The sequence below is a fragment of the Mycobacterium sp. 012931 genome, assembly GCF_000419295.1.
Lineage (GTDB): Bacteria > Actinomycetota > Actinomycetes > Mycobacteriales > Mycobacteriaceae > Mycobacterium > Mycobacterium marinum.
Window position 1 is genome coordinate 4,447,812 of sequence record NZ_AOPX01000001.1, and the last position, 26,208, is coordinate 4,474,019.

The window sequence follows — 26,208 nt, forward strand, 5'->3', positions numbered from 1 at the left end:
CCTGGGATTCACCGAAGCACGGAGGCCGCGCGCATGTCAGCGGCCAACACGTCGATTTGCTCAGCGGTGGCGGCGACCTGCGGCAGCCTCGGGTCACCGACCTCGATACCTTGCAGCCGCAAGCCGGCCTTGGACAGCGTCACCCCGCCCAGTCGGGTCATCGCGTTGCACAGCGGACTGACCGCGACGTTGATCTTGCGGGCGGTGGCGACGTCCCCGGAACTGAATGCCGACAACATCTCCCGTAGCTGGCCAGCCGCCAGATGACCGATCACGCTGATGAAGCCGATGGCGCCCATGGCCAGCCAGGGCAGGTTGAGGGCGTCGTCGCCGGAGTAGTAGGCCAGTCCCGTGTCGGCCATGATCTGGGCACCGCTGGGCAGGTCCGCTTTGGCGTCCTTGACGCCGACGATGTTCGGGTGCTTTGCCAGGGCGCGGATTGTTTCGGACTCGATCGGCACCGCAGACCGCCCGGGGATGTCGTAGAGCAGCACGGGCAGCTCGGTCGCATCGGCCACCGCGGTGAAGTGCGCCAATAGCCCCGATTGTGGCGGCTTGGAGTAATACGGGGTCACCACCAACAGACCATGGGCGCCTTCGGCCGCAGCGGCCTTCGCCAGCCCAATGCTGTGCGCGGTGTCATTGGTGCCGGCCCCCGCAATCACCCGAGCCCGGTCGCCCACCGCTTCCAAGACGACTCTGAGCAGCTCACGCTTCTCGTCGTCGGTGGTAGTGGGCGACTCGCCGGTGGTACCGGAAACCACCAGTCCATCGCACCCCTGGTCCACCAGGTGATTCGCCAGTCGCGCCGCCGCGGCAAGATCAAGGGCGCCGTCGGAGCCGAATGGTGTCACCATCGCGGTCAGCAGTGTTCCCAGGCGTGCGGGAACGTCGAATCCGACGGTGCTCACGGTTCCCAAGATTACCTGGCGGCAGCAATCTTTTTTGCACCGGCGCAAGCGTGCGTGTTTGTCCGCCGACACGCCGCGAAGGCTGCCCGGATACGCACCCTCGCGCCAGGGCCGGACTCAGAACTCGGTGGCCAGCGGGCTGGTGGCGACCTCGCTGCCGTCGGCCAGGGTCGTGACCTCGAAGTCGGCGAACACCGCTGGCGCCACCGCGACGAGCTGACGCAGGCACTCGATGGCCAGCCGCCGGATCTCCACATCGGCATGCTCGCTGGCCCGCATGGCTATGAAGTGCCTCCACGCTCGGTAATTACCGCTGACCACGATCCGGGTTTCGGTCGCGTTGGGGAGCACGGCACGAGCGGCCTGGCGAGCCTGTTTGCGCCGCAGGACGGCGTTGGGCTGGTCAGCGAACCTGGCTTCCAGCTTGGTCAGCAGTTCGATGTAGGTGGCACGGCTGGCGTCGGCGGCGGCGATCAGGATTTCGCGCAGCTCGGGATCGTCCTCCAACCCCGGCGGCACGACGACCCGCGAGTCACCTTCGGGCACGTAGCGCTGGGATAGCTGCGAGTAGGAGAAGTGGCGGTGCCGGATCAGCTCGTGGGTGCACGATCGCGAGATGCCGCTGATGTAGAACGACACACTGGCGTGCTCGAGCACGGCAAAGTGCCCGACGTCGATGATGTGGCGCAGGTAACCGGCGTTGGTCGCGGTCTTGGGGTTGGGCTTGGACCAGCTCTGGTAGCAGGCGCGACCGGCGAACTCGACCAGCGCCTCGCCTCCGTCGGCGTCGGTGGTCCAGGGCACGTCGGGGGGCGCCAAGAACTCGGTCTTGGCGATCAGCTGTACGCGTAGCGGCGCAGTCTCGGCCACGGCGCTCACCTTAAGGCGTGCCGAGCGGCGACGCGAGGAGGAGCTCTCCCCCACTGGCGGCGACCTCGCCGGTGACCAATCCCGGTAGCAGCGCGTCGCGCAGCGCGGCCAGCTGCGCGCACTGGCCACGGCGGGCATGACACAACGCGCCCAGATCGGTGATCGTCGCGGACTGGGCGGCTCCCAAGCGCCGGACGTCTGGCACCTGAAGGTCGAGCAGGTCTTTGGGCCCGATGCGCTGGTGACTTCCCGATGTTCCGGCGACCAGCTGTGCCAGCGAGGTTGAGACTTCGGGCTGACGCAGCGCCGACCACAGCACCGAGGTATCCACCCCGAACGGGCTCAATACGACGAACTCGCAGCTGGCCAGCGCCATCTGGGGCGGCAGGCGCACCACGTTCCAGATTCGCGGTACTCGGGGGTTCAGTTTCGCGAACAGCACACAGGGTTCGGACAAGTGGAACTTGCCGCTTTTGACCGATGCCCCGGCAACCGGCCGGGCGTGCGCCCCCGCATCAAAGGCGGGAAGGCTGAAATGGGCAACAACGTCGTCGAAGTCAGCGGGATTGACCAACTTCGTCGACCGGCGCGCCAGGCCCGACAGCCCGACGCGCGCATCGACCGACCCGACCATCGCGACCATCAGGGCCTCGGCGGCCTCGATGACCCGCTCGTTGTTGGCGATCTTGTCGTCCAGGGCGCCTAGCACCTCGGCGATTCGCCGACGCTCAGGTGCTTGGGCAACGTGGACCGAGACCTCGCGAAGAGTCCGCTGATTCAGCAACGGCTGTCCGGATCCCGCCCGGTGTTCATTGAGCCGGCACGTCTGCAGTGCGTAATACCAGTACCGGGTTTCCGCAGGGTCATTGGCACGGCAAACGTAGGCGTTATCGGTGACCCAGACATCGGAGTCGCAGTAGCGCACACTGCCGCAATAGGATCCAACGCGCCCCACCACAATCAGCGGACCGCTGACGTTGTGTTCGGCCGCGACGCCGATCGGCCCGTTCGCACCGTATACGGAAACCCGGCCCCGGGCGCGTCGCGGCGGAGAGCAACTGCCGCTGCGGAATTCGAGGTGCTCGCCGAGCCTCACCTCCACCGCACCCGCCCCAACTGCGCACGCACCGCCTCGTCCAGTTTTGTCGATTCATCCAGCGCGGCCAGCAACTGGGTGGTCAACCTTGTGAGTTTGTCGCCGATCGGTTCGCCGTCAGCACAGGACGCTCCAGTCCCCACATAGCGCCCCGGCGTGAGCACGTACCCCTCGGCGCGGATCTCATCCAACGATGCCGACCTGCAAAATCCCGGAATATCCTGGTAAACAGCACCTTTCGCGACGGCTGATGCGGATCCGAACCAGCCGTGATAGGTATCGCCGATGCGGGCTACGTCGTCATCGGTCAGGGTTCGCTCGCAGCGGTCCAACATGCTCCCGAGCCCGCGCGCGTCGATGAACAGCACCTGGCCCGAACGAGCTTTCTTGTCCTTGGCGAAGAACCACAGACACACCGGAATTCCGGTACTGCGAAACAGCTGCGTCGGCAGGGCGACCATGCATGAGACCAGGTCTGCATCAATGATTCCAGCGCGAATCCTGTCCTCTCCATTGGTTTTCGATGACATCGAGCCATTGGCCATCACCACCCCGGCCTGACCTGTCGGCGCGAGCTTGGACAGGATGTGCTGAATCCAGGCGAAGTTCGCATTTGCGGCGGGCGGAGTGCCGAACCGCCAACGCGGGTCCTGTTCGTCGCGGGCCCAATCCTTGATGTTGAAGGGCGGATTGGCCATCACGTAGTCCATCGGCACGCCGTCGTGTTGGTCGGTGGCGAAGGTGTCGCCCCAACGCGCGCCCAGGCCCGCATCATCGATCCCATGGACGGCCAGGTTCAACTTTGCCATCCGCCAGGTCTGCTCGACGCTCTCCTGACCGTAGATCGATATCTGCGCGGGGTCCCCGTCGTGGGCGCAGATGAAGCGCTCGGTTTGCACGAACATCCCGCCCGATCCGCAGCACGGGTCATAGATCCGACCGCTCGAGGGTTCGAGAATCTCCACGATCACTCGAACGACGCTGGGTGGGGTGAAGAATTCGCCGCCGCGTCGTCCCTCCGCGCGCGCGAAGTTGCCGAGGAAGTATTCGTACACCTCACCCATCAGGTCACGCGCGCGATGACTTGGCCGGCCACTGAATCGCGCCGCGCCGAGCACCTCGACCAGTTCGCCGAGCCGCCGCTGATCGACCTTGTGATACAGCTGCGGCAGGGTCGCGGCCAGCGACGGATTGGCCGTCATTACCGACAGCATCGCCGTGTCGATGAGCTGGCCGATGTCCGGTGATTTCGCATTGCCGGCCAACGCTTCCCAGCGCGCTTCGGGGGGCACCACGAATGGCTTGCGCCCGTCTCGGGCATCGGAAACGAACTTGAGAAAGACCAGGCCGAGAATGACGTCTTTGTACTGGCTGGCCGGAATGGACCCGCGCAGCTTCTCGGCGCCTTTCCAGAGCGTGTCTTTGAGCTCTTTCATCGTCGACGGTGCCATCAGCCGGTCCGCCTGACGGCGATCGCCAGCTCCCCGGCCAGATCACCCCGTCCGGACACGCTGACCCCGCTCAATCCCAGCCACGGCGCCATCGACGCCAACTCACCGGCGAGTGCCGCGGCGACCCGCGGCCCCGATGCGTCGGGTTCGGCGAACGCGCCCACCACCAGCAGGGTGTCGGTGGAACGGTCGGCCTTGAGGTCCACCCGTCCCACCAGCTGCCCGTCCAGCAGCAGCGGCCAGACGTAGTAGCCGTATTGGCGTTGGGCGGCCGGGGTGTAGATCTCGATGCGGTAGTGAAAGTCGAACAGGCGCTGCACCCGGGGCCGGAAAAAGATCAGCGGGTCAAACGGACACAACAGTGCGGTGCCGCGATCACGTCGTGGCAGGGATCGGCCCGCCCGCAGATATGCCGGGGCCGACCAACCCTGCACCTGCACCGGCTCGACCTCACCGGCGGCTACCAGATCGGCGAGCGCGGGCTTGACCTGCTGCGCGGACAGCCGGAAGTAGTCGCGGATGTCGGCCTCGGTCCCCACCCCCAGCGCGGAGGCCGCCCGCAATACGAGCTCGCGAACCGCCTCGTCATCGTCGACCTGCCGGGCCAGCACTTCGGGCGGCAACACCCTTTCCACCAGGTCGTAGTGACGAGCGAAGCCCAACCGGGTGGCGGTGGTGAGCACGCCGGACGCGAACAACGCCTCGGCAACCCATTTGGTGTCGCTGCGATTCCACCAGGGCCCCTGGCCCCCGCGCGGCTCCGCTGCCAGGTGAGCTTCGATCTGTCCCGCGCTGGACGGGCCGAGTTCGGCAACAGCGGCAACGACGTCGTCCACCAGGCGCGGGTTGGCCTTGACGATCTCGGTGCCCCACCTGCCGTGCCGGTACTGCCGCATCCGCCAGCGCAGCAACGGCCAGTCTTCGACGGCCATCAGCGCGGCCTCGTGCGCCCAGTATTCGGCGAGCAGCCGCGACGAGGGCGGGCCCCACGCGACCCGGTCCAGCACCTCCCGGTCGTAGGGCCCGAGCCGGCTGAACACCGGCGCGTAGTGGGCGCGCACCGACACCGACACCGAATCCAGCTGCAGCACCTGGATCCGGGAGATCAGCCGCCTCAGGTGTGCCTTGTTGATCCGGCCGGCCGGCTTGGGTTCGGCGAACCCCTGTGCGGCGACCGCCACCCGGCGGGCCTGGGCAACGGTCAAGGTGCTCATAGTCGGCGGTAGCTGTGCATCCGGTATCGCAGTCCCGAGCGGCTGACCAGCCACTCCCCCGAGGTGCCAGCCCAGGTCTGGTCGAGCACGGGGGCCAGGGCGTCCTCGTCCTCGGGCGGTAAGTCGACGTCGACCTCGGTGACTTCACACCTGTTCGCCAGGGGCAGCGCCAGCGCGTAGATCTGGGCGCCACCGATCACCCATGTCTCGGCATCCGGCTCGGCCGGACACAACGCCTGCTCGAGGGAACCCACCACCTGCGCTCCGTGCGCCACCAGACCAGTCTGGCGGGTCACTACGACATTTCGCCGGCCTGGCAGTGGCCGGTGGGCGGCGGGCAGGGAGTCCCAGGTCCGGCGGCCCATCACCACGGTGTGCCCCATGGTGAGCCGTTTGAAGTGCGCGAGATCCTCGGGCAGTCGCCACGGGATGCCGCCATCACGGCCGATGACCCCGGAGGTGGACTGAGCCCAGATCAGGCCCACCGACGTCATCTGCGCCTCATACAGCGACGGGAGCTTTGATCGCGGGATGGGGATCATAATCCTGCACGACGACGTCCTCGTAGGTATAGTCGAAGATCGAATCCCGTTGCGACAAGATTAGTTTCGGATAGGGCCGAGGCTCGCGACGCAGTTGCTCGGTGACCTGTTCGACGTGGTTGTCATAGATGTGGCAATCGCCGCCGGTCCAGATGAACTCGCCGACCGAAAGACCGGCCTGAGCGGCCATCATGTGGGTGAGCAGGGCGTAGCTGGCGATGTTGAAAGGCACCCCCAGAAACAGGTCGGCACTGCGCTGATACAGCTGGCAGCTCAGGCGGCCGTCGGCGACGTAGAACTGGAAAAAGGCGTGACACGGCGGCAGCGCCATTTGCGGGATCTGGCCGACATTCCAGGCCGACACGATGATGCGCCGCGAATCGGGGTCGGTACGCAGCAGTTCCAATGCGGCACTGATCTGGTCGATGTGCTCACCCGACGGAGTCGGCCAGGATCGCCACTGAACTCCGTAGATTGGGCCGAGATCGCCTGTTTCGCTGGCCCATTCGTCCCAGATGGTCACACCGTGCTGCTGCAACCAGCCCACGTTGGAGTCGCCGCGCAGAAACCACAGCAACTCATAAACGACCGACTTGAAGTGCACCTTCTTGGTGGTCAGCAAGGGGAAACCGCAACCGAGGTCGTACCGGATCTGCTGGCCGAACAGGCTGCGGGTCCCGGTGCCGGTGCGGTCGGATTTGGCGGTGCCCGTTTCGAGCACCCTGCGCAACAGATCCTCGTAAGGCGTCGCGATCGGCACGCGGTCAGCTTAGCGGTGATCGCGAGCCCAACGAAGCCAGGCACGGCGCGACGGCGCCGCCGAAGCTGGGGCGATCTAGCAGGAGTAGAACGGGTGCCATGCCGATAATCAGTGACAGCGTCTCCACTCCCGACGGCACCTGCCCGGTCCGTTTGTTCACTCCTGCCGGCCCGGGTCCCTGGCCAGGCGTGATCATGTTTCCCGACGCCGGCGGGGTGCGCGAGACCTTCGAGCAGATGGCGGCCACATTGGCCGGCCACGGCTACGTCGTGCTGCTGCCCGATGTGTACTACCGCGAGGGCGATTGGACGCCGTTCGCCATGGAAACGGTGTTCGGCGACGCGGACGAGCGCGCTCGACTCATGTTCATGCTCGGAACCCTGACGCCGGACCGGGTCACCCGCGACGCGGGCGCATACTTCGACTACCTGGCCACTCGCCCGCAGGTGAGCGGCGAGCGTTTCGGTGTATGCGGCTACTGCATGGGTGGGCGGATCTCGGTGCTGCTGGCCGGCCGGCAGCCGGACCGGGTGGCCGCCGCGGCGTCCTTTCACGGCGGTGGCCTGGTGACCGACAATCCCGACAGCCCGCATCTGTTGGCCGACCGGATGACCGCCAGGCTGTATGTGGGCGGCGCCACAAACGACCCGTCGTTCACCACCGACCACGCCGAACAATTGGAGAAGGCGCTGACGGCTGCGGGTGTCGAGCACACCATCGAGTGGTACCCGGGCGCGCACGGGTTCGCGGTTCCCGATAACCCGCCCTACGACGAAGCCTGCGCGCAGCGGCACTGGACCGCGATGACCGACCTGTTCGCCGCGACGCTGTCCCGCTAGGCCCCCGGCCCCGCCGCAGGATTCAGCTCACCGGGAGGTTGACCAGCTTGGCCAGTCGACCGCGGTGGCGATACGCGGTGCCGAGCGCCAACTGGTCGCTCTTGGCTCGCTTCAGGTAGAGATGGGCCGGATATTCCCAGGTCATCCCGATGCCTCCATGTAGTTGCACACACTCCTCAGCGGCGTGCACCGCGACATCACCGCAGTAGGCCGCGGCGATCGCCGCCGCAATCGCCGCGTCCTCATCACCGCGAGCACAGGTGTCGGCGCCGTAGCGGGCCGCGGCCCGCGCTGAGCCGACTTCCAGCCACAGGTTCGCCAGCCGGTGTTTGATCGCTTGATAGGAACCGATGGCACGGCCGAACTGTTTGCGCTGCTTCGTGTAAGCCAGCGTGGTGTCAAAGCACCACTGCGCAATCCCGAGCTGCTCGGAGGCCAGCAGCGCGGCACCTGTCTGCAACGCCTCAGCCAGCGCGGCCTCCGCCGAGCCGAGACCGACCGGTGCGGACGCGGCCCCCGAAAACACAACGTCGGCAAGCGGTCTGGTCATATCGAAGGCCAGCAACGGCACTATCTCGACGCCGGGCGCATTGGCGCGCACCGTATGCAGTTCCACTCCGTCGGCCCCGGCGACCGGCACCACCAGCACGTCGGCCTCCCGGGCACCCGCCACGCCGCAGACTCGCCCGGACAGCCCAGCGCTGCCACGACTCACCCCGGCAACGGGGTCACCCGGCGCCGTGGCCAACGGCACCACCAGGGCCGCGGTGAGCTCACCCTGCGCCAGCTCCGAGAGGGTCTCGGTCTCCCCGGAATGCAGCAACGCGACGGTGGCCAGTACCGCACTGGACAGGAACGGGACCGGCGCTACCGCCCAGCCGACTTCCTCCATGACTACCGCCGCCTCGCGCGCGCTGGCGCCGGCCCCACCAAGGGACTCGGGCACCAGCAAACCCGCGACCCCGAGCTCGGCGGCCAGCGTGCGCCACAGCTTGGCGAAGTCCGCCGAAGGCGAGTCGTAGGCGGCCACCACCGATTCGGGCGGGCAGCGCTCGGCGAACAACTGCCCAACGCTGGCCCGCAGCGCTTCCTCGGTGTCGGAGTACAGCAAGTCCCCGGTGCTCATCGGTCCAGGTCCTTCCAGGCGAGGGTCTTGTCCACGCGGTGTTCGCCGGGCAATCCCAGGACCCGCTCGGAGATGGTGTTGCGCAGGATTTCTGAGGTGCCTCCCTCGATCGAGTTACCGCGAGCCCGCAGGTAGCGGTAACCGGGCCCGCGTCCGGTGAGATCAACCGTGTCGGGTCTGCGCAGCGTCCAGTCGTCGTACTGCAGACCGGATTCGGGGTGTAATTCCAGTTCGAAGCCCGAGATCTGTTGCGCGAGCCGGGCAAACGCCACCTTCATGCCCGCCCCCTCCGGCCCGGGCTGACCCGAGGCGGCCTGCTGGCGCAGCCGTTCACCGGCCAGCCGCAGCACCTCCGCCTCGACCCACAGCCGCATCATGTCGTCGTGCATCGCCGGGTTGCGCAGCGCCGGTTCGGCGCGCCACGCTTCGGTGACCTTGCCGATCATGCCGCCCTCCCGCGGGACACCGGTTCGGGAGCCGATAGCGACGCGCTCGTTGTTGAGAGTGGTGGTCGCCACCCGCCAGCCACCGCCTTCGGGACCAAGCCGGTTCGCGTCGGGCACCCGGATGTCGGTCAGGAACACCTCGTTGAACTCCGCTTCGCCGGTGATCTGGCGCAGTGGCCGGATGTCGATCCCCGGTTGGGTCATGTCGCACAGTAAATAGGTCAAACCGGCGTGTTTGGGCACGTCGGGGTCGGTTCGCGCGACCAGGATCGCCATTTGCGCATGTTGCGCCATCGACGTCCATACCTTTTGCCCGTTGACAATCCAGTCCTGGGGCCGGTGTGGATCGCGAACGGCGCGGGTTGCCGCGGCGGCCAAGTCGGATCCGGCCCCGGGCTCGCTGAACAACTGGCAGTAGAGATGCTCTCCGGTGAACAACGGGCGCAAGAACTTCTGTTTCTGCTCCGCGGTGCCGAACGCGGCAATGGTCGGTGCCGCCATGCCGATGCCGATGCCGATGATGTTTCGCCCGCCGCCGGCCGGCGGTGCACCGGCGGCGGCCAGCTGCTTGTCGACCTGCGCCTGGTAGGTGTGCGGCAGGTCGAGCCCGCCGAACCCGACCGGAAAATGCACCCAGGCCAGCCCGGCGTCAAATCGTGCACCGAGAAACTCGCGCGGGTCACTCGTGGCCGGGGGGTGCGCGTCGAGCAGAGTCTGGACCCGCGATTGCAGGTCGTCGGCGGCCGTCACGAGGCGCTGCCCGGCCGGGACTGGAAACCCGCCGCGCTGCCGAGCAGCAGACCGCCGTCAATCACCATGGTCTCGCCGGTGATCCAGCTCGCCGCGTCCGACACCAAAAAGCCGACGGCTTCGGCGACATCCACCGGTTCCCCGATCCGTCCGAGCGCGATGTTGGCCGCCAGCGGGTCCTCGTGGTCTTTCCACAGCGCTTCGGCGAGCTTGGTGCGCACCACACCGGGGCAGATCGCATTGACGCGCACCCGCGGTGAAAGTTCCAGCGCGAGCTGCTTGGTCACATGGATCAGGGCGGCCTTGGTGGCGTTGTACATCCCCATGGCCGGCGATTGGTGCATTCCGCCGATCGAGGCGGTATTGATCACGACGCCGCCGTGTTCGCCCATCCAGGCCTTGACCACCAGCGAGGTCCACATCAGCGGGGCCCACAGGTTGACATCGAAAATCTTGGTGAACCGGGCATGGTCCTGCCCGATCAGCGGACCGTAGGCCGGGTTGGTTCCCGCGTTGTTGATCAGGATGTCCACGCTGCCGAAGCGCTCGAGCGCGAGGTCGACGCACCCTCGCGCAGCCTCCTCATCGACCGCGTGAGCGCCGACGCCCACCGCCCGCTCACCCACCTCAGCGGCGGCGGCGTCGGCGGACTCCTGCTTGCGCGCGGTGAGCACCACGTTGGCGCCCGCGCCGGCGAGACGTTGTGCGATGGCCAACCCGATACCCCTTGAGGCTCCGGTGATTATCGCGGTGCGGCCGGTCAGATCCAGTGAGGTCATCGTGGTGTGCCTTCGGTTGTCGGTGAGCCGGACTCAGTCAATAACATCGTTGACGGGCACCTGTTGCACTCAATCCCTGCTGCCATGTTTCGGGCAGGCGCGCGCGTGGTATGCGATAAGGATGTTAGCGAAATCACACCTCATCAAACCACTGGTGGTGGCTGGGGCTGTCGCTACTGCGATCGCCGCAGCGCCGGTTGTCACAGCCGATGCCGTCGCGGCGGCCGGCCCGGCAGCGGCCACCACAGCAATCACTTTCCTCGCCACCGAACAGCCCGGCGGCAGCGGCTGCGACAGCAACGGCAACTGCGGATCCGGAGGGGTCAACGGTGGCCCCGGCGGCGGACCGGGCGGCCAAGGCTGCATCCCCGGCGTCGGTTGCGGCTCCGGAGGCCAGTTCTCCGGACCCGGTGGCGTGCCGGGCGGCCAGGGCTGCATCCCCGGCGTCGGTTGCGGCTCCGGCCACGGATAACCAGCCGCGCGAACCGTCAGCGTCCCGGCAGTCTGGTGATCCAGGCCCGGGACTCTGCCAGGTCTATCACGTCATCCAGTTCGAATGTGGTGGCCGACCGTAGCGCTTTGCCGTGTTGGTAGGCGGCCTGAACAAGACGATCGAAGAGTTCTTGGCGCTCGATGTCGTCGGCGGCCGCCGCGAGTTCTTTGCTAAAGCCAAGGCGGACCGCCCCTTCCAAGCCCATGCCGCCGATCTCCCCGGTGGGCCAGGCGATGGTGAATTCGGGGGCATGAAAGGAGCCGCCGGCCATCGCCATGGCTCCCAGCCTATATCCCTTGCGCAAGATGATCATTCCGAGCGGCACCGTCAACCGTGCGCCGGCCAGAAACATCCGGCCGAACCGGCGGACCGAGGCCTGCGTTTCCGCGTCTGGCCCAACCATGAACCCGGGCGTGTCACACAGTGAGATCACCGGCAACCGAAACGATTCGCAGAGCATGAGGAAGTCGGTCGCCTTGTCCGATGCTTCGGCATCGATGGCACCACCGAGGTGGTGACTGCTATTGGCGATCAAACCGTAGGCAACACCCTCGATCCGAACGAGTGCGGTGACGATGCCCACCCCATAGTCGGCGCGCAACTCCAATACCGAACCGACGTCCACAATGGACTCGATCGCACGGTGAACATCGTAGGCGCGCAACCGATTCTCCGGCACCACCTGGCGGGCCAACCGCGGATCCGGCGCCTGCCAACCCTCGACCTTGCCCTGGAAGTAGCCGAGATACCGTTTGGCAAGCGACACCGCATGGGCTTCGTCGCGGGCGACCAGACTTACCACGCCGTTTCGTCGTTGAACATCGATCGGGCCGATCGCCTCCGGGGGGTACACCCCGAGCCCACCGCCCTCGATCATTGCGGGACCACCCATCCCGATGTTGGCGTCCGGGGTCGCAATGATCACGTCGCATACTCCGGCGAGTGCGGCATTGCCGGCGAAGCAGCGGCCGGAAACGATCGACACCAACGGCACCCGCCCGCTGAGTCCGACCAGCATCCGGAAGGTCGGCACATCGAGTCCGGAAATGTTGCCGAGGTCGGTGTCCCCCGGCCGGCCACCACCGCCCTCGGCAAACAGCACGACCGGAATCCGTTTTCGAGCGGCCAGTCCGAAGACACGATCGGTCTTGGCGTGGTTGCGCATGCCTTGGGTTCCGGCCAGCACGGTGTAGTCATAGGACACCACCACCGCCTCGGCGGCGTTGCTTCCGAAGCGATCCGCGCCGATGGTTGCCAGCCCGGCCACCAGGCCGTCGGCCGGAGTGCTCACGATCAGGTCTTGCTCGGAGCGCCGGCTGCGTTGCGCCGCGATCGCCAGTGCACCGTATTCGACGAAGCTTCCGGCATCCACCAGGTCGGCGATGTTCTCCCGCGCCGTGCGTCGGCCTTGCTTGTGCCGCTTGCCGACGGCGAGTTCCCTGCCCTCGTCCAGAGTCAGCCGGTGGCGCGCCCGGACCTCCTCGAGATCGGCCCGCGAGCGATCCAGATCGACGGCCGCCAACGATGATTCGACGTCTTCTCCAGCATCGGTGCGGCAGAAGACTACTAGCGGGTCGCCCGTCGCAACGACCTGACCGGGCGTCACCAGTATCCGGACCGTGTGAAGCCGATGCGGCGCCGCCAGCACATGCTGCATTTTCATCGCTTCCAGAACCACCAGTTGGTCACCGGCGCCGATATCGACGCCCTCGGGCGGAACCTCGACGACGGTGCCCGCCATTTGGGCGCGCAGCGCCTGTTCACCGGGGTACAACTCGAGGGCCACCACACGGACCTCGCGCTGCTGCGACTGCGCCGCCTCTAACAGCGCCGGGAGTATCTCGTCGAGGAAGGTCGTCGGCACCACTCCGGACACAAGACGCTCATCCGAGAGCACTTCCCGCAACAGACCGGCGTTGGTCGCGATGCCCTCGATGCTGAAATCGGACAACACGGTCCGGGCCTTGCGCAACGCTGCCGGAAACGAAGAACCGTGTACGTGGGTGATCACCTTGGCCAGCAGCGAGTCGTAGAGCGGGCTGGGGACCAGGCCTGGCCGGCCATAGGTATCGACCCGCACGCCCGGACCGCTTGGCGGCGAGAACACGTTCAGGGTGCCGGTAGCGGGCGAGACCGAGCCGTCAGCGGCGAGGGTCTCCATGTTGATCCGGGTCTGGATGGCGATCCCGCGGCGCACGGCGGGCTCGCCGATGACTTCACTGCCGTCAGAGGCGATACCGGCGGGTAGTCCGAGCTGATGACCCAGTTCATAGTAGGAGGCGCCGCCGGCGATCGCCAACTGTGCGGCCACCAGGTCCACCCCGGTGACCTCTTCGGTGATGGTGTGTTCCACCTGAATTCGCGGATTGATCTCGAGAAAGACGAACTTGTCCCCCGCAACCAAGAATTCGACCGTGGCCACCCCGCGCAGGCCTACCCTGGCACACAACCGCGCGGCGGCCTGATGCAGCTGACGCCGCAGCAAGTCCGAAAGTTGCTGGGCTGGCGCTATTTCAACCAGCTTCTGGTAGCGCCGCTGGATACTGCAGTCCCGGTCACCAAGAGCCAGGGCACGTGTTTGGTGCCCGACGGGGGCGGCGACCACCTGGACCTCGATGTGGCGCGCGTTGTGCAGCAACGCCTCAGCGAACAGCGCGGGATTGCCGAATCCGAGTTGCGCTTCGGCCGCGCACTGCCGGTATGCGTTGTCGATCTGGTCACCGCACTCGACCTTGCGCATTCCGCGGCCGCCACCGCCGGCCAGCGCCTTGATCATGATGCCGCCATCCTGGTCAGCGAAGAAGGCACGGACGTCCTCGACGCTGCTCGGCCCTTCGGTCGCGGCCAACACCGGCACTCCGGCGGCAGTCGCGACGCCACGGGCAGAGACCTTGTTGCCCACCAGGTCCAGTACGTCGGCGTCCGGCCCGACAAACGTGTAGCCCGCGGCCGTGCAAGCCCACACAAATTCGGAGTTCTCGCTGAGAAATCCGTAGCCAGGATGGATCAGGCGGGCCCCGGCCTTCGCGGCCGCCGCGAGGATCGCCGCTCGGTCCAGGTAGGCGGATGCGCCCTTGCCAGGCAAACCGATCGCCTCATCGGCAGCGTGCACGTGTGGGGTCTCGGCGTCGTCTTCGGCATACACCGCCACCGTCGCGATTCCCAATTCATTTGCCGTGCGGATGATTCGCAGCGCAATCTCACCGCGGTTCGCGATTAGCAGAGTCATGAGTCCCGTCGGTTTTTCAGGTCAGTGGGGATCACACGACAACTTGCTTGGGCATGACGGTGGGTTTGAATCCATAGCGTGGCCCGGCAAAGCCCCCGCCCTTGCCTGCTACTGCCATTCCCGGTCCACCCGGCATCGCCGCTATTGGCCCGGATTCCTCGGGTACGGCCCAGCCGCTGCCGTCCAGCGCCGTGGTGCCAGAGGTTAGCGCGGGCGCGGCGCTGGACCAACCGACCGGAACCGACAACTTGCCCACCCCGGCGGCCTGCCCCAGACCCGCCTCAACGCCGGCCCCGCCGAAGCTCAACGGCGCCACCGCATGCCTTAGGCCCGCCGCGGGCGCGAGGGCTGGGGCAAGATCGGCAGCCACGGGCGCGCCCGCGGTCTCGATGGCGTTGAGGGTGTGGCCGAGGAAGACCGAATTGGGGATGGCCGCCATGACGAACCATGCCGCGGTGTTGACCGCACCGTTGATGGCGTTCTGCAGGAAGGGTGTCCCCAGCACGCTGCTGATGTCCTGAACCAGGGTGCTCAGCCCGGTCGCATCGACCAGTGATGCCGCCGGGGATGCCAGACCCATGACCGCCCCTGGCACGTTGGTGATCAGATTGCCCAGGCCCACCTGCTCGACAGTGGTGGCCGCGGCGGCCTGGCTCACGGCGGCCGCCTGGCTTGCCAGCCCGGCCGGGTTGGCGATCTGCGCGGGCGTGGTCAAAGGATTCAGCGTGCCGGCGGCCGCCGACGAATTGGCCGTCTCTGCGGCCGCATAGGTGCCAGCGCTGACCCCGAGCGTTCTGACGAACATGTCGTAGAGGGTCGCCGCCTCGGCGCTAACCTGCTGATACAGGGTTCCGTAGGCGGTGAACAGTGACGCCTGCAGCGCCGACACCTCGTCTGCTGCCGCGGGAATGACTCCGGTCGTGGTCGGAGCCACGGCGGCCACGTTCTCCGCATCCATCGTCGCACCGATGGTCTCCAGCTTGCCCGCCGCTGCCGCCAGCTCTTCGGGCTGTGTAGTCAGAAAAGACATCTATTGCTCCTTCCTTGTGAAACATTCCGGCTCATTGCCGCGACCGAATTTCCTGTACATTTGCTGAACACTTTCTGAATATTTTCCGATTGGCTCCTGTGCACTGAGATAAGGCTAGTGATATGCACCCCCGCACTTCCGGCCCAAAGGCGCAGGCGAGGAATCCATTTACGGTTTCTTAACGCCGACGCCGACAGCGCTAACACTGTCCATTCGAGCGTGTCACCTTGGCACGGCCGACCGCACCGAATTGAGCCTTGTGGCGAAAAAATTTCTGCGGGCCGTGCGCGCGCGTCAGTCACCGCAAGGCCGCGCCCCACTGGATCTGCTCGCGAAGCTTGGCCTTGAGCAGCTTGCCTCCGGCGTTGCGCGGCAACGGATTGGTCACCACGGTCACGTATTGCGGGACTTTGAAGTCCGCGAGCTGGGCCCGACAGTGTTGCAGCACCGCGGCCACATCGATCGGGTCGGCGCCCCCGAACAGCACCGCTCCGACCTTCTCCCCTATCACCTCGTCGGGCACGGCCAACACACACTCGTCGGCGATGCTGGGCGCGGACAACAACACGGATTCGACCTCGACACTCGAGACGTTCTCCCCACCCCGGTTGATGATGTCTTTGAGTCGATCGATGACGTGCACCCGGCCCGCATCGTCGACGCGGACCACGTCACCGGTATGCAACCAGCCGTCCACGATCGTCGCCGACGTGGCCTCCGGCCGATTCCAGTAGCCCGCCGTCACATTGGCGCCACGCACCACCAGCTCGCCTACCAGCTCACCTGGACCGGTCCCGCCGTCGCGCAACGGAATTACCCCCAGGTCCACCGAAGGAACCGCATATCCGACCGAATCGGCGTGCTCGACGGCCTCCGGGTCGGGCAGCACGGTCATCAGCGAGGCGGACTCCGTCATGCCGTATCCATTCAACACCGTGGCCCGCGGAAACGCTTCCTTCACCCGCCGCACCAGCGACGGCGCTATCGGCGCACCCCCGTAGCAGACCTGGCGGACTCCCGAAACATCGGCAGCGCCAAAATCCTTGTGCCACAGCAGTAAAGAATACACCGCCGGAACGGTCACCAGGAGCGAGATCCGCTCTGCGAGAAGCGTTACGAGCGCCTGGTCAAGGTCGAGTGCAGGCAGGATCACCGCGACGCCGCCAAGCCGGGCGGCCGTCAACAGCTGTGAGTTACAGCCTGTCACATGAAACAACGGTACCGTGATCAGGGTGCGCAGTTGCTCACCGAGATCCGTCGCCAATCCGAGACATCTGAGCCCGTTCTCGGTGTTGGTCAGGAACGCCTCGTGGGTCGTTGGCACGCCCTTGGGGTGTCCGGTGGTGCCCGACGTGTAGAACAGCGCTGCGACATCACGCCGGCCGAGTTGCTCGGTCACATACGGATCGCCATCGGGCAGCGCGTCCTGTGGTGCCAGGTCGATCCGTGCCCCGCAGTCGTTTAGCACGAATTCGACCTCGGGGCGGGCCGAGCGTGTGTTGACCGCAACCGCGATCCCCCCGGCCATCAGTACCCCCCAAAATGCCAGCACCCAATTGATGCCCGCCGGGTATCGCACGGCCACCCGGTCACCTGGTTTCAGGCCGTCGGCCCGCAGCCCTCCGGCCACTCGCGATGCGCGGCACCACAACTGGCGGTAGGTCAACCGGTCGCCACCGACTTCGATCACCGCCATGGCGTCGGGACGGCTGTCGAACTGCTCGCCGAGCATTTCCAGCAGGGTGGCCGGCAGTTCGTCGTAGCGCGCGACGCCGTTGCGATCGACGCAAACCCCTACTCGCGGGAACGGGTTGTGGTCGCGGGAGATTTCGATGACCGAACTCATGTCCCAATCCTTTTGCTACTACATCAGCGCTCACCGGTGTCGTTGTTGCCCCATATCAACAAACGGTAGGAGCGGCCGGCTGCGTAGTCCAGGTTCAGGTCAGACGAGGACTTTCTTCGGCATCACCCTCGGTTTGACTCCGTACCGCGGGCCTGGCCGCGCACCAGCACCGTTGGTGCCGGCGACCATCCCCGCCGGGCTCGGCACGTCCTCGTCGGGAACCGCCCAGCCCGTGCCGTCGGAGGCGGCGCCGCCGGTCGCAGCCGGTGCCGCGGTAGTCCAGCCCACCGGCACCGACAGCGCACCGACCGAGGATGCATCGCCAACGCCCGCGGAGGTGACCGTTTGGGCCAGTGCGGATCCCGCCGCGGCCGCCGGGGCGACCCCGCCCGCGGAGGTTGCGGTATTGGCGCTGGTCTGCAAGGTCAGCAGATTGGCAGCGATCATGGTGGCATAGTCCGCGGTCGCGCCCAGGCCGTGAAACGCGGACTCTACGAACCGCGGAATATCCAGAAAGATGATGTCCTCTATGAAAGCGCCGAGTGACGTCACATGCGGTGAGGATGTCACGGGAGCCGACAGGCTCATGACCGCATCGGAAACCGTGCTGATCAGGTTCTCGAAACCCGCCTGCTGCACCGAAACAGAGGCGGCAGCGTGGCTGACCGCGACCGCCTGGCTGGCGATCCCGCCCGGATTGGTGGTCTCCGACGGCCGGGTCAGTGGATTCAGTCTTACGGCACCCGCGCAAGAGGCCGCATAGCCGTACATGGCCGACGCGTCTTGGGCCCACATCTCGCCGTAACGTGCCTCGGTAGCCGCGATAGCCGGCACATTTTGCCCAAAGATGTTGGTCGCCATCAGTGCCGCCAGCCGCGCTCGGTTCGCCGCAACCTCGGCCGGGGGCACTGTCATGGCGAATGCGGTTTCGAAGGCGGCCACCGACGCCGCGGCCTGCGCCGCAGCAAGTGCTGAGGATTCAGCGGTGTAGCTCAACCAGGCCAGCAACGGCTGTGCCGCGGCGGCCAGTACCCAACCACTGATCGGAACTGAGCCGGGTGATGACCGACTCGATGGCGGACGCGGCGGTGCTCAGCTCGACAGCGATGTCGTTCCATGCCGCCGCGGCCCCCAGCAGCGGAGCCGCTCCCGCGCCGAAGTACATGCGCGCGGAGTTTATCTCCGGAGGTAGAGCTCCAAAATCCACTTGGGATTCCATTTCTCGTTCTAGCCGGGGATATTGGCGTTCTGTGCTCCAGGTGTGCCATCCATTATCCAACAGCCTGCCCGCCAATGCGGGCTCAAGCGCGCCGATTGCAGCTTCTTATTGCAACGCACTCGAAGTTTGCCTGCACCCGAGTTCCTTGCCGGACACAATTACCGTCTCGGCGTAGGTGTCGCCGATTGTGCGAGCAGGAAGTCCGCGCAGCGCTCTCCGATCATGATCGAGGGGGCATTGGTGTTGGCGCGGGGAATGCGAGGCAGCGCCGAGGCGTGGCTCCCCATCGCGACGCTGCAAGCGGGATGGCGGGTGGTGATCGCGGTTTCTCGAATGCATGCCTTCACATCGGAACCCGGGCCTGGGAGAAGTTCAGGCCCGACAGCGGATGCGATCGGCTCGGTGGCGACGATTTCCCTTGCCCGTTCCAACGCGCGCACCAGCGCATCGACGTCGTCGCGCTCGGCTCGAATGCCCCTGTCTTGGGATCGGCGCGCATCACGGCAGCACGGGACTCACTCCATCAATTGCGCGGCGACCGTCGCGCCGAGGTTCCAACACGCCTCGACATCTGCCTTGGTCGGCTTACCCATCACCACGACGGTCTCCGCGGCCTTTACCCACCCGAGTCCGGCGGTGATGCCGTCGATGGCACGTAGGGCTCCCTCGGTGCCCTCATTGCCGTGCATCCAGGCCCCGAAGGGCCGACCTCGCGTCGAGTCGAGCAATTGGTAGTAGGACTGGTCAAACGCGTGCTTGAGCGCGCCCGAGATGTAGCCAAGGTTCGCCGGGGTGCCCAGCAAGTACCCGTGCGCCTCCAGCATCTCTACCGGTGAGACGGTCAACGCGGGCCGCCGGACGACCTCCACACCCTCGATCTCAGGGTCAGTCGCCCCGGCCACCACCGCCTCGAACATCTCCTGGCAGTGCGGCGACGGCGTGTGGTGCACGATCAACAGTCGCTTGCTCACTGCCGCGCCTGCAGTTCGACAGCGGTTCTCATGGCTTCGCGGGCACGGCGGCGGTCCCCCGCGTAATCGTAGGCACGGGCCAGCCGGTACCAGCGCCGCCAATTTTGCGGGTCCTCTTCCAACTCGGCGCGCATCGTGTCGAACAACGCGTCAGCCGCATCGCGCTCGATCCGGCCCGACGCGCGCCGCGGCAGCCCGTCGGCGTCGAGTTCTAGTCCCTCTTCGGCGATGAGGCGGGCCAGCTTCTGATGCGTGAATCCAGCTCGTAGCGTCGCGACCATCGCCCATAACCCGATCAGCGGCATGATCAGCAGCGCCAACCCCAGCCCCACCGCGGCCGCGCGACCCGAGCCGATCATCGCGAACGCAAGCCGGCCGAGCATGACGAAATACGCCAGTAGGGCTACGCACATGAAGGCAATCAGCACCTGAACACGCACGGTGCGCACAGTGTCACTCATTGGTCACTCACTGCAGGTTGAGCAGCGGCTCAATACCTATGGTCAGGCCGGGACGCTCCCGGACCCGACGCACCGCCAGCAGCACACCGGGCACAAACGATGTCCGGTCCAGGCTGTCGTGGCGGATTGTGAGCGTCTCCCCCTGCGTACCGAACAACACCTCCTGGTGAGCGACGAGTCCGGCCAAGCGCACCGCGTGCACCGGGATCCCGTCGACGTCGGCGCCACGAGCTCCCGGCAGGCTGGTGCTGGTGGCATCGGGGTTGGGCGCCAGGCCTTCCCGCGCCTCGGCGATCAACTTTGCGGTACGGGTGGCCGTGCCCGATGGTGCGTCCGCCTTTTGTGGATGATGCAGCTCGATGATCTCAGCGGAGTCGAAGAACGGCGCAGCCTGCTTGGCGAAATGCATGGATAACACCGCCCCGATAGCAAAATTCGGCGCGATCAACACTGCCGTGCTTGGCTTTTTGGCCAGCCATGATTGCACCTGCTCGACCCGCTCGGCGGTGAAACCTGTGGTTCCGACCACGGCGTGAATTCCATTGTCGATCAGGAACTCCAGGTTGCCCATCACCACGTCGGGGTGGGTGAAGTCGATGACGGCCTCAGTGTTTGTCTCGGTCAAGGTACTCAGTGGATCACCGGCGTCCACCTCGGCGGACAGGGTCAAGTCCGCAGCGGACTCGACCGCCGAAACCATCGTCGCACCGACTTTTCCCTTGGCTCCCAATACGCCTACTCGCATGGCCTTCACCCTAGACCCGGCACCGTCATCCACAGTCCGGCGTTCATCCACAGCGGCCGTTGACCGCCGCACCCGTGTTGCCGCACACACATAGAATTCGAACATGTATTCGATATCCGCCTTGTTGGACGCGCTGGACGCGGCGGTGGCGGCGATCGGTGAAGCCGACCTTGGCCACCTCGAGCCCGCCGCTCGGCTGCGCGCGCTGCAGCGGCTGGAGAACGCGCGACGACGCCAAGCGGTGGTCAGCCACGACGTGATCGCGGGCCTGGCCACCGAAGATCCGGCCGACATCGGCGGCCCGGTCTACAAGGTGGTCGCCGACTGGCTGCGCATCAGCTGCGCCGAAGCCCGTCGCCGGGTTCACGATGCCCAACAACTATCACCGCGCATCACGCTGACCGGCCAACCGCTGCCGGCGGAACTGCCCGCCACGGCACAGGTGTGGCGCCGGGGCCTGCTGGATGGCCAGCACGTAAAGGTCATAGCGGCCTTCGTGCGCGATCTCCCCCAGGACACACCGGCCAACACGGTCAGACAAGCGGAACAATTTCTGGCCCGGCAAGCGGTGCAGCTGCGGCCCGACCAACTCGAAAAGGTCGCCAACCGCGCCGCGGTGCTGATCAATCCCGACGGAAAGTTCTCCGACGCCGACCGGGCCCGCCAGCGTGGCTTTACCTGGTGCGCTCAACGCCCCGACGGCATGAGCATCGGCAAACTCATCGCCACCCCACAACTGCGTGCCCATCTCGATGCATGGCTGGCCCGGTTCGCCGCACCCGGAATGTGCAACCCCGATGACGAAACACCCTGCGTCAAAGGCGAACCCACCGACGAGGTCACCGACAAAGATCTGCGCAGCCCCGCCCAGCGCCGCCACGACGCCCTCAACGCCCTGCTCGACGGCCGGCTAGGTGATCCAAAACTCGGTGCCCACAACGGATTGCCGGTGACGGTCATCGTGTCGACCACGCTGCGGGAACTGACTTCGGGCACGGGCCGCGCGGTGACCGGCGGTGGGACGTTTGTGCCCATGCGCGACGTGATCCGGATGGCCAGCCGCGCATATCACTACTTGGCAGTTTTCGACGAACATTCAAATCGCCCCCTGTATCTCGGACGATCTCGCCGACTAGCCTCGGCCGATCAGCGGCTGGTCCTCTACGCGCAGGACCGCGGCTGCACCCACCCCGGCTGCGACGTGCCCGGCTACTGGTGCGAAGTGCACCACACCGACGAGTGGGCGGCCGGCGGCCCAACCGACGTCGACAAACTCACCTTTGCCTGCAAGCCCGATCACAAGCTGGCCGGAAATGGCTGGCAAACAACGAAACTCCCCAACGGACGGACCGCATGGATCCCGCCCCCACAGCTCGACCGCGGCGCACGCACCAATGACTACCATCACCCCGAGCGCCTCTTCGACGACGGGGGGCCCTGACCGGGGCTAGTTCTTGAACCGCCCGGCAAACCCGCGCAATGGAAGCTCAGCGCTGGTGATCAAGCCGGGCCGTGCCGCCACCACCGACTTGATCGAGTTGAGGGCGGGCATGCCGGTGACCGTCATGCCGATGGAGGCGAAGTTGTCCGGGTTGGACAGGTCCACACCGGCTTTCGGGAAGATCATGTGCTTGTTGTAGATGCACGGGTCACCCTTGATCTGGGTGATGTAGCAGCCCTTGATGTTCCAGCTCGGGTCGGTGTGCGGCGTCATCTGCCACTCCAGGTGTGTCTCCACCCGCGGCACCCCGCCGACCATGCCCTGATACTTGAGATAATTACCGCCGAGTGAGCCCTTGGGCAGCGTGTACCAGCCCAGGTCGACGTCCTTGGTGCAGGCCCCGAGTTCGTAACTGAACTTGACCTCGTCGAGCGGCAAGTCGAAACAGTCCGCCATCATCAGCACGCTGTCGGCGAAGACCCGCGTGTACTTCTCCAGCTTGGCCGGAATGTCCGGGTCATCAACCGGTTGACCGTAACCGACCTCGATCCAGGTCTCCTTGGAGTGGTGGCATGACACGTCGACGGACTCGATCGTGGTGACGTTCTCGATCTCGGCCACATCAGCTGAGCACACCACACCCAGGATCTGGTTCAGGCCGGGGTTCATGCCGGTGCCGTAGAACGTGGCGCCGCCCTTTTCACACGCCTCGGCCAACAGCTGCGTCACCGGCTTGCCCGATGGATGTGGATGGTTGTGATCGCGGTGCCACCCGGTGATCCAGTCGGCGGTGGTGACGATATTGATGCCCGCCTCGAGCACTTTGACATAGAGGTCTTCGTCGGGGAACACACCGTGAAACGTGAGCACATCCGGCTTGGCCGCGACGATGTCGGAGACGCTGCCCGTGGCCGTTACGCCGATCGGGCCGATACCGGCCAGTTCCCCGGCATCTGCGCCGACCTTGTCTGGCGAATAGCAGTGCAGCCCGATCAGCTCCAGGTCGGGCCGGGTTTGTAGCCGTTTGATCATCTCGCGACCGACGTTGCCGGTGGCGACCTGAAAGACCCGAATCGGTTGGGGCCGTGCACTCATTCGGTTCAGCCTTTCTGCAACGCTGCATACACCTCGGCGGCGCTGCCGCCGATGCCGTCGGGATAGAACTGCTTGGCCCATCGGCGAATTGCGGTGAATCCGGCGAGTTCATCAGTGGTTAGCGCTGGCGGGTCGCAGTAGCGCTGATGAGCCCAAATCTGGATGTCTTGCTTGAACTGACGGATCACTTCCCGGCCGAATTCGGCAGTTTTGAGTTCGGCTCGGGCCGGATCCTTACCCGGGGTACGGCCGATGTAGACCATGAACCGGACATCGGAAGTGGATTCGTCGACCGGCGTGATCGCCGAAATGGTGCGATTGTCGACCATGCCCCAGCTCTTGGTGACCGCCACTCCCAGGCCGCCGTTGATCGCCTCCACGCCGCTGTTGATGTCCTCGATCTGCTGGCCGTCATCGCCTTCGAAGGTGATGGTGAAGTCGACGAAAGACACTGGGCCGTCGAAGTCGTGGCGGGTGAACACCGGCACTATCGGAGTGTTGTGCACGTACTTGAAGTGCGCGAAATCCACCCCGTTCTCGAGCACGTATTGCGGATGCAGTTCCAATGTGTGCCGGTAGAGGCGCTGCTGCGGATAGTAGTCGGCGACGCTGCTGCCATCGTTGAAGCCGGCGAACACATCCGGGGCGTCGAAGAACGGCGCACGGCCTTCGACATCGTGCCAAAGGTAGACCGACGCATTGCGCTCCACCACGGGATAGGTACGAATGCGGCGCCCTCGATTTGGCCGGTCCTGATACGGAATGCACACGTTGCGACCCAGCTGATTCCACTGCCACCCATGGAACGGACACTGCAGCACCTCGCCAACGACCTTGCCGCCGTAGCCGAGGTGGGCGCCAAGATGTTCGCAATAGGCGTTCATCACGGTGAGCTGGCCCGACTCGGCCCGCCAGGCGATCAATTCCTGGTCGAAGTACTTCATGGTGCGTACGTCACCCACGCCGATCTCGTCGGACCAGGCGACCTGGAACCATCCGGTCGGCTTCATCGACAGCGGCGGCTTGGCCATCTGAGCAGTCCTCCTTGGCGGCTTCGTACGAATGATAGGCCGCCCCGCCAAAAAATCACAGCACCTTCTATGAAAATGTGGATTTGCCCCTACTGCCATCGCGACAGCCGATACCATCGGCACATGACTCGGGCCGGAGTCGCAGGCAGACGCCCCAACCGGCGCGGCAACGCCACCCGCGAGAGCATGCTCGAAGCGGCGCTGACGTCACTTGCTTCCGGGGATCCGGGCTCGGTTTCGGCCAACCGCATCGCCAAGGAGATCGGCGCCACCTGGGGTGCGGTGCAATACCAGTTTGGCGACGTCGACGGTTTCTGGGCCGCCGTACTGCACCGCACCGCCGAGCGGCGTGCGGGGTCGATGTTGGCATTGTCGAAGCCGCTGCAGTCCGGCCGGCCCCTGCAGGAGCGAGTTGCCGCCGTCATCGAGACCCTGTTTCACGGCCTGGCATCGGCCGATTCACGCGCAATAGAGAACCTGCGCGCCGCGCTGCCCCGAGACCCAGGCGAACTCGAGCGCCTCTATCCCCGCACCGCGGCCGAGCTGTTCTCCTGGGGCAGAAGCTGGCTCGAAACGTGCCAGAACGCCTTCGCCGATCTCGATGTCGACCCCAACCGGGTGCGTGAGGTCGCCGCCCTCATTCCCGGCGCGATGCGCGGGCTGGTGTCAGAGCGACAACTGGGTTCCTACGCCGACCTCGAGCTGGCACGACGCGCGCTCACCAATGCGCTGGCGGGTTACCTGAAGAATTCTCGAACACCCTGAGTCGCTCAGGCGTCGATGACGACCCGAGCGCTGTGCCCCCGCGAAACGCAGACCAGCATTTCGTCGTCCCCCTGCGCCGCCCGGCCACGGTGATCAACCTGTCCGGCAAGCACTTTGACCTTGCACGTGCCACAGAATCCCTGTTGGCAGGAGTACGCGGTCGTCGAATCGTGGTCGAGCATGACGTCCAGCGCTGTCCGATTCGCCGGGATGCTCAGCACCTCGCCGGTGCGCGCGAGCTCCAGCTCGAACGGCACCCCGTCCACGACCGGCGGCGGGCTGAATCGTTCGTAGTGCAAAGGTGCACAGGGATATTCAGCACGCGCCGCGCGTACCGCCTCCAGCATTGGGGGTGGCCCGCACACGTAGACGGCCGTCTTCGGTCCGGCGCCGGCCACCAGATCTTCCACTTGGGCAAAGCGCCCGTGTTCGTCGTCGGCCCACACCGACACCCGCTCCGGTGCCATAGCCACGAGCTCATCGAGTAGGGGCATGTACTCGCGGCTGCGACCGGCATACATCGCGCGCCAATTGACGCCGCGCTGGTGGGCCAGCGCGACCATCGGCAGAATCGGAGTCACCCCGATACCGCCGATCACAAAGAGCATGTCGTGCTCGGCAGCACCGAGATAGAACGCGTTGCGCGGCCCCTCGAAGACCAGGATGTCTCCCGGTTGGTAAGCGGCGTGCATCTCGATGGAACCGCCGCCCCCGTCGGCGATGCGGCGCACCGCGATGCGGTAGTCGGTGCGGCGCCCCGGTGGGCCGCACAGCGAATACTGGCGGCGCCGGCCAGAGGGCAGCTGCACGTCGATGTGCCCCCCGGGTGACCAGGACGGAAGCAATCCGCCGTCCGGGTCTGCCAGGGTCAGCGCGACCACGTCGGGCGCGACGAGCTCGCGCTCAACCACCCTGGCGCGATGTGTCCGGCCCACCGGCGTTACCCGCGACGGATTCCACCGCGAGAACCGGGCGAATCCACCGAACATGGTGCGCACACCCCACAATGCGGTGGCAAAGCGATCCCGGTGGCTGCGACCGTACAGATCGGCGGGCCTGCTGGTCCAGCTGCTCTCCGACACCGCCATATCCCCCAAC

General features: G+C 66.0%; 24 protein-coding genes and 2 pseudogenes. 4 read left to right on the forward strand and 22 right to left on the reverse strand.

The window, feature by feature from the left end; translation table 11 throughout:
- Positions 1-8 precede the first annotated feature (8 nt).
- From dapA to MMSP_RS19610, 7 genes are all read right to left on the reverse strand, one after another.
- A complete protein-coding gene (gene dapA / locus MMSP_RS19580; RefSeq protein WP_011740207.1) occupies positions 9-911 on the reverse strand; it encodes a 4-hydroxy-tetrahydrodipicolinate synthase in 903 nt (300 codons plus the stop codon).
- A gap of 117 nt (positions 912-1,028) precedes the next feature.
- Positions 1,029-1,781, reverse strand: coding sequence for an FAD-dependent thymidylate synthase (thyX, locus tag MMSP_RS19585; protein WP_020788010.1), 753 nt, complete (start codon positions 1,779-1,781; stop codon positions 1,029-1,031).
- 10 nt (positions 1,782-1,791) lie between these two features.
- Entirely contained in the window at positions 1,792-2,883 is a 1,092-nt protein-coding gene (locus tag MMSP_RS19590) for a restriction endonuclease subunit S (RefSeq protein WP_020788011.1), read from the reverse strand.
- Positions 2,874-4,328 carry a type I restriction-modification system subunit M gene (locus tag MMSP_RS19595; RefSeq protein ID WP_015355298.1) on the reverse strand — a complete coding sequence of 485 codons (1,455 nt, stop codon included), beginning with the start codon at positions 4,326-4,328 and terminating at the stop codon, positions 2,874-2,876. Before MMSP_RS19595 ends, MMSP_RS19590 begins: the two co-directional genes overlap by 10 nt.
- Positions 4,328-5,542: a winged helix-turn-helix domain-containing protein gene (locus MMSP_RS19600; RefSeq protein ID WP_020788012.1), complete on the reverse strand. Its 1,215-nt coding sequence runs from the start codon at positions 5,540-5,542 to the stop codon at positions 4,328-4,330. Before MMSP_RS19600 ends, MMSP_RS19595 begins: the two co-directional genes overlap by 1 nt.
- A complete protein-coding gene (locus MMSP_RS19605) occupies positions 5,539-6,036 on the reverse strand; it encodes a dihydrofolate reductase (RefSeq protein WP_011740204.1) in 498 nt (165 codons plus the stop codon). The genes MMSP_RS19600 and MMSP_RS19605 overlap by 4 nt, the downstream gene beginning before the upstream one ends.
- A gap of 7 nt (positions 6,037-6,043) precedes the next feature.
- Entirely contained in the window at positions 6,044-6,844 is an 801-nt protein-coding gene (locus tag MMSP_RS19610) for a thymidylate synthase (RefSeq protein WP_015355295.1), read from the reverse strand.
- A 98-nt stretch (positions 6,845-6,942) separates the two neighbouring features.
- Here MMSP_RS19610 and MMSP_RS19615 point away from each other — a divergent pair, with 98 nt between their 5' ends.
- Positions 6,943-7,683: an alpha/beta fold hydrolase gene (locus MMSP_RS19615; protein WP_020788014.1), complete on the forward strand. Its 741-nt coding sequence runs from the start codon at positions 6,943-6,945 to the stop codon at positions 7,681-7,683.
- A gap of 22 nt (positions 7,684-7,705) precedes the next feature.
- On the opposite strand, the gene MMSP_RS19620 is transcribed toward MMSP_RS19615, so the two are convergent.
- From MMSP_RS19620 to MMSP_RS19630, 3 genes are read right to left on the reverse strand one after another with little or no spacing between them, the layout of a single operon-like run.
- A complete protein-coding gene (locus MMSP_RS19620; RefSeq protein ID WP_020788015.1) occupies positions 7,706-8,809 on the reverse strand; it encodes an acyl-CoA dehydrogenase family protein in 1,104 nt (367 codons plus the stop codon).
- Positions 8,806-10,005, reverse strand: coding sequence for an acyl-CoA dehydrogenase family protein (locus MMSP_RS19625; RefSeq protein WP_020788016.1), 1,200 nt, complete (start codon positions 10,003-10,005; stop codon positions 8,806-8,808). The genes MMSP_RS19620 and MMSP_RS19625 overlap by 4 nt, the downstream gene beginning before the upstream one ends.
- Entirely contained in the window at positions 10,002-10,784 is a 783-nt protein-coding gene (locus MMSP_RS19630; RefSeq protein ID WP_020788017.1) for an SDR family oxidoreductase, read from the reverse strand. Before MMSP_RS19630 ends, MMSP_RS19625 begins: the two co-directional genes overlap by 4 nt.
- Positions 10,785-10,926: 142 nt before the next feature.
- Between MMSP_RS19630 and MMSP_RS26295 the strand changes: the two genes are divergently transcribed.
- Entirely contained in the window at positions 10,927-11,256 is a 330-nt protein-coding gene (locus tag MMSP_RS26295; RefSeq protein WP_172900676.1) for a PE-PGRS family protein, read from the forward strand.
- A gap of 16 nt (positions 11,257-11,272) precedes the next feature.
- Here MMSP_RS26295 and MMSP_RS19640 read toward each other — a convergent pair whose 3' ends face one another.
- The 9 genes and pseudogenes from MMSP_RS19640 to dapB all read right to left on the reverse strand — a co-directional run bounded on the left by MMSP_RS19640 (position 11,273) and on the right by dapB (position 20,778).
- Positions 11,273-14,506: a carboxyl transferase domain-containing protein gene (locus MMSP_RS19640; RefSeq protein WP_020788018.1), complete on the reverse strand. Its 3,234-nt coding sequence runs from the start codon at positions 14,504-14,506 to the stop codon at positions 11,273-11,275.
- A 31-nt stretch (positions 14,507-14,537) separates the two neighbouring features.
- Positions 14,538-15,086, reverse strand: a complete 549-nt coding sequence (locus MMSP_RS29945; RefSeq protein WP_369797359.1) for a PE/PPE C-terminal domain-containing protein — start codon at positions 15,084-15,086, stop codon at positions 14,538-14,540.
- Positions 15,087-15,226: 140 nt separating this feature from the next.
- Positions 15,227-15,536, reverse strand: a pseudogene (locus MMSP_RS29950) (PE family protein); the annotation flags it as partial.
- Between the two features lie 298 nt (positions 15,537-15,834).
- Positions 15,835-17,382, reverse strand: a complete 1,548-nt coding sequence (locus MMSP_RS19650) for a class I adenylate-forming enzyme family protein (RefSeq protein WP_020788019.1) — start codon at positions 17,380-17,382, stop codon at positions 15,835-15,837.
- A gap of 99 nt (positions 17,383-17,481) precedes the next feature.
- Positions 17,482-18,589, reverse strand: a pseudogene (locus MMSP_RS19655) (PPE family protein).
- 170 nt (positions 18,590-18,759) lie between these two features.
- Positions 18,760-19,074 carry a GMC oxidoreductase gene (locus tag MMSP_RS26300; protein ID WP_117420653.1) on the reverse strand — a complete coding sequence of 105 codons (315 nt, stop codon included), beginning with the start codon at positions 19,072-19,074 and terminating at the stop codon, positions 18,760-18,762.
- A 42-nt stretch (positions 19,075-19,116) separates the two neighbouring features.
- Positions 19,117-19,518, reverse strand: coding sequence for a flavodoxin family protein (locus MMSP_RS19660; RefSeq protein ID WP_085981912.1), 402 nt, complete (start codon positions 19,516-19,518; stop codon positions 19,117-19,119).
- Between the two features lie 50 nt (positions 19,519-19,568).
- Complete coding sequence (locus MMSP_RS19665) at positions 19,569-20,033, reverse strand: hypothetical protein (RefSeq protein WP_011740195.1); 465 nt, start codon at positions 20,031-20,033, stop codon at positions 19,569-19,571.
- A gap of 7 nt (positions 20,034-20,040) precedes the next feature.
- The gene (dapB, locus tag MMSP_RS19670; RefSeq protein WP_012393728.1) at positions 20,041-20,778 is read right to left on the reverse strand and encodes a 4-hydroxy-tetrahydrodipicolinate reductase; all 738 of its coding nucleotides are present in this window, start codon (positions 20,776-20,778) and stop codon (positions 20,041-20,043) included.
- Between the two features lie 103 nt (positions 20,779-20,881).
- Between dapB and MMSP_RS19675 the strand changes: the two genes are divergently transcribed.
- On the forward strand, positions 20,882-22,219 hold the full coding sequence (locus MMSP_RS19675) for an HNH endonuclease signature motif containing protein (protein WP_015355286.1): 1,338 nt from the start codon (positions 20,882-20,884) through the stop codon (positions 22,217-22,219).
- 6 nt (positions 22,220-22,225) lie between these two features.
- On the opposite strand, the gene MMSP_RS19680 is transcribed toward MMSP_RS19675, so the two are convergent.
- Both MMSP_RS19680 and MMSP_RS19685 read right to left on the reverse strand, forming a co-directional pair.
- Entirely contained in the window at positions 22,226-23,314 is a 1,089-nt protein-coding gene (locus tag MMSP_RS19680; RefSeq protein ID WP_015355285.1) for a dihydrodipicolinate reductase related protein, read from the reverse strand.
- Positions 23,315-23,319: 5 nt separating this feature from the next.
- The gene (locus MMSP_RS19685; protein WP_020788024.1) at positions 23,320-24,345 is read right to left on the reverse strand and encodes a Rieske 2Fe-2S domain-containing protein; all 1,026 of its coding nucleotides are present in this window, start codon (positions 24,343-24,345) and stop codon (positions 23,320-23,322) included.
- A gap of 123 nt (positions 24,346-24,468) precedes the next feature.
- On the opposite strand from MMSP_RS19685, the gene MMSP_RS19690 reads away from it, so the two are divergent.
- Positions 24,469-25,110 (forward strand): TetR/AcrR family transcriptional regulator, encoded by a 642-nt coding sequence (locus MMSP_RS19690; protein ID WP_012393724.1) that lies wholly within the window; start codon positions 24,469-24,471, stop codon positions 25,108-25,110.
- A gap of 5 nt (positions 25,111-25,115) precedes the next feature.
- On the opposite strand, the gene MMSP_RS19695 is transcribed toward MMSP_RS19690, so the two are convergent.
- Complete coding sequence (locus MMSP_RS19695) at positions 25,116-26,198, reverse strand: PDR/VanB family oxidoreductase (protein ID WP_020788025.1); 1,083 nt, start codon at positions 26,196-26,198, stop codon at positions 25,116-25,118.
- Positions 26,199-26,208 lie beyond the last annotated feature (10 nt).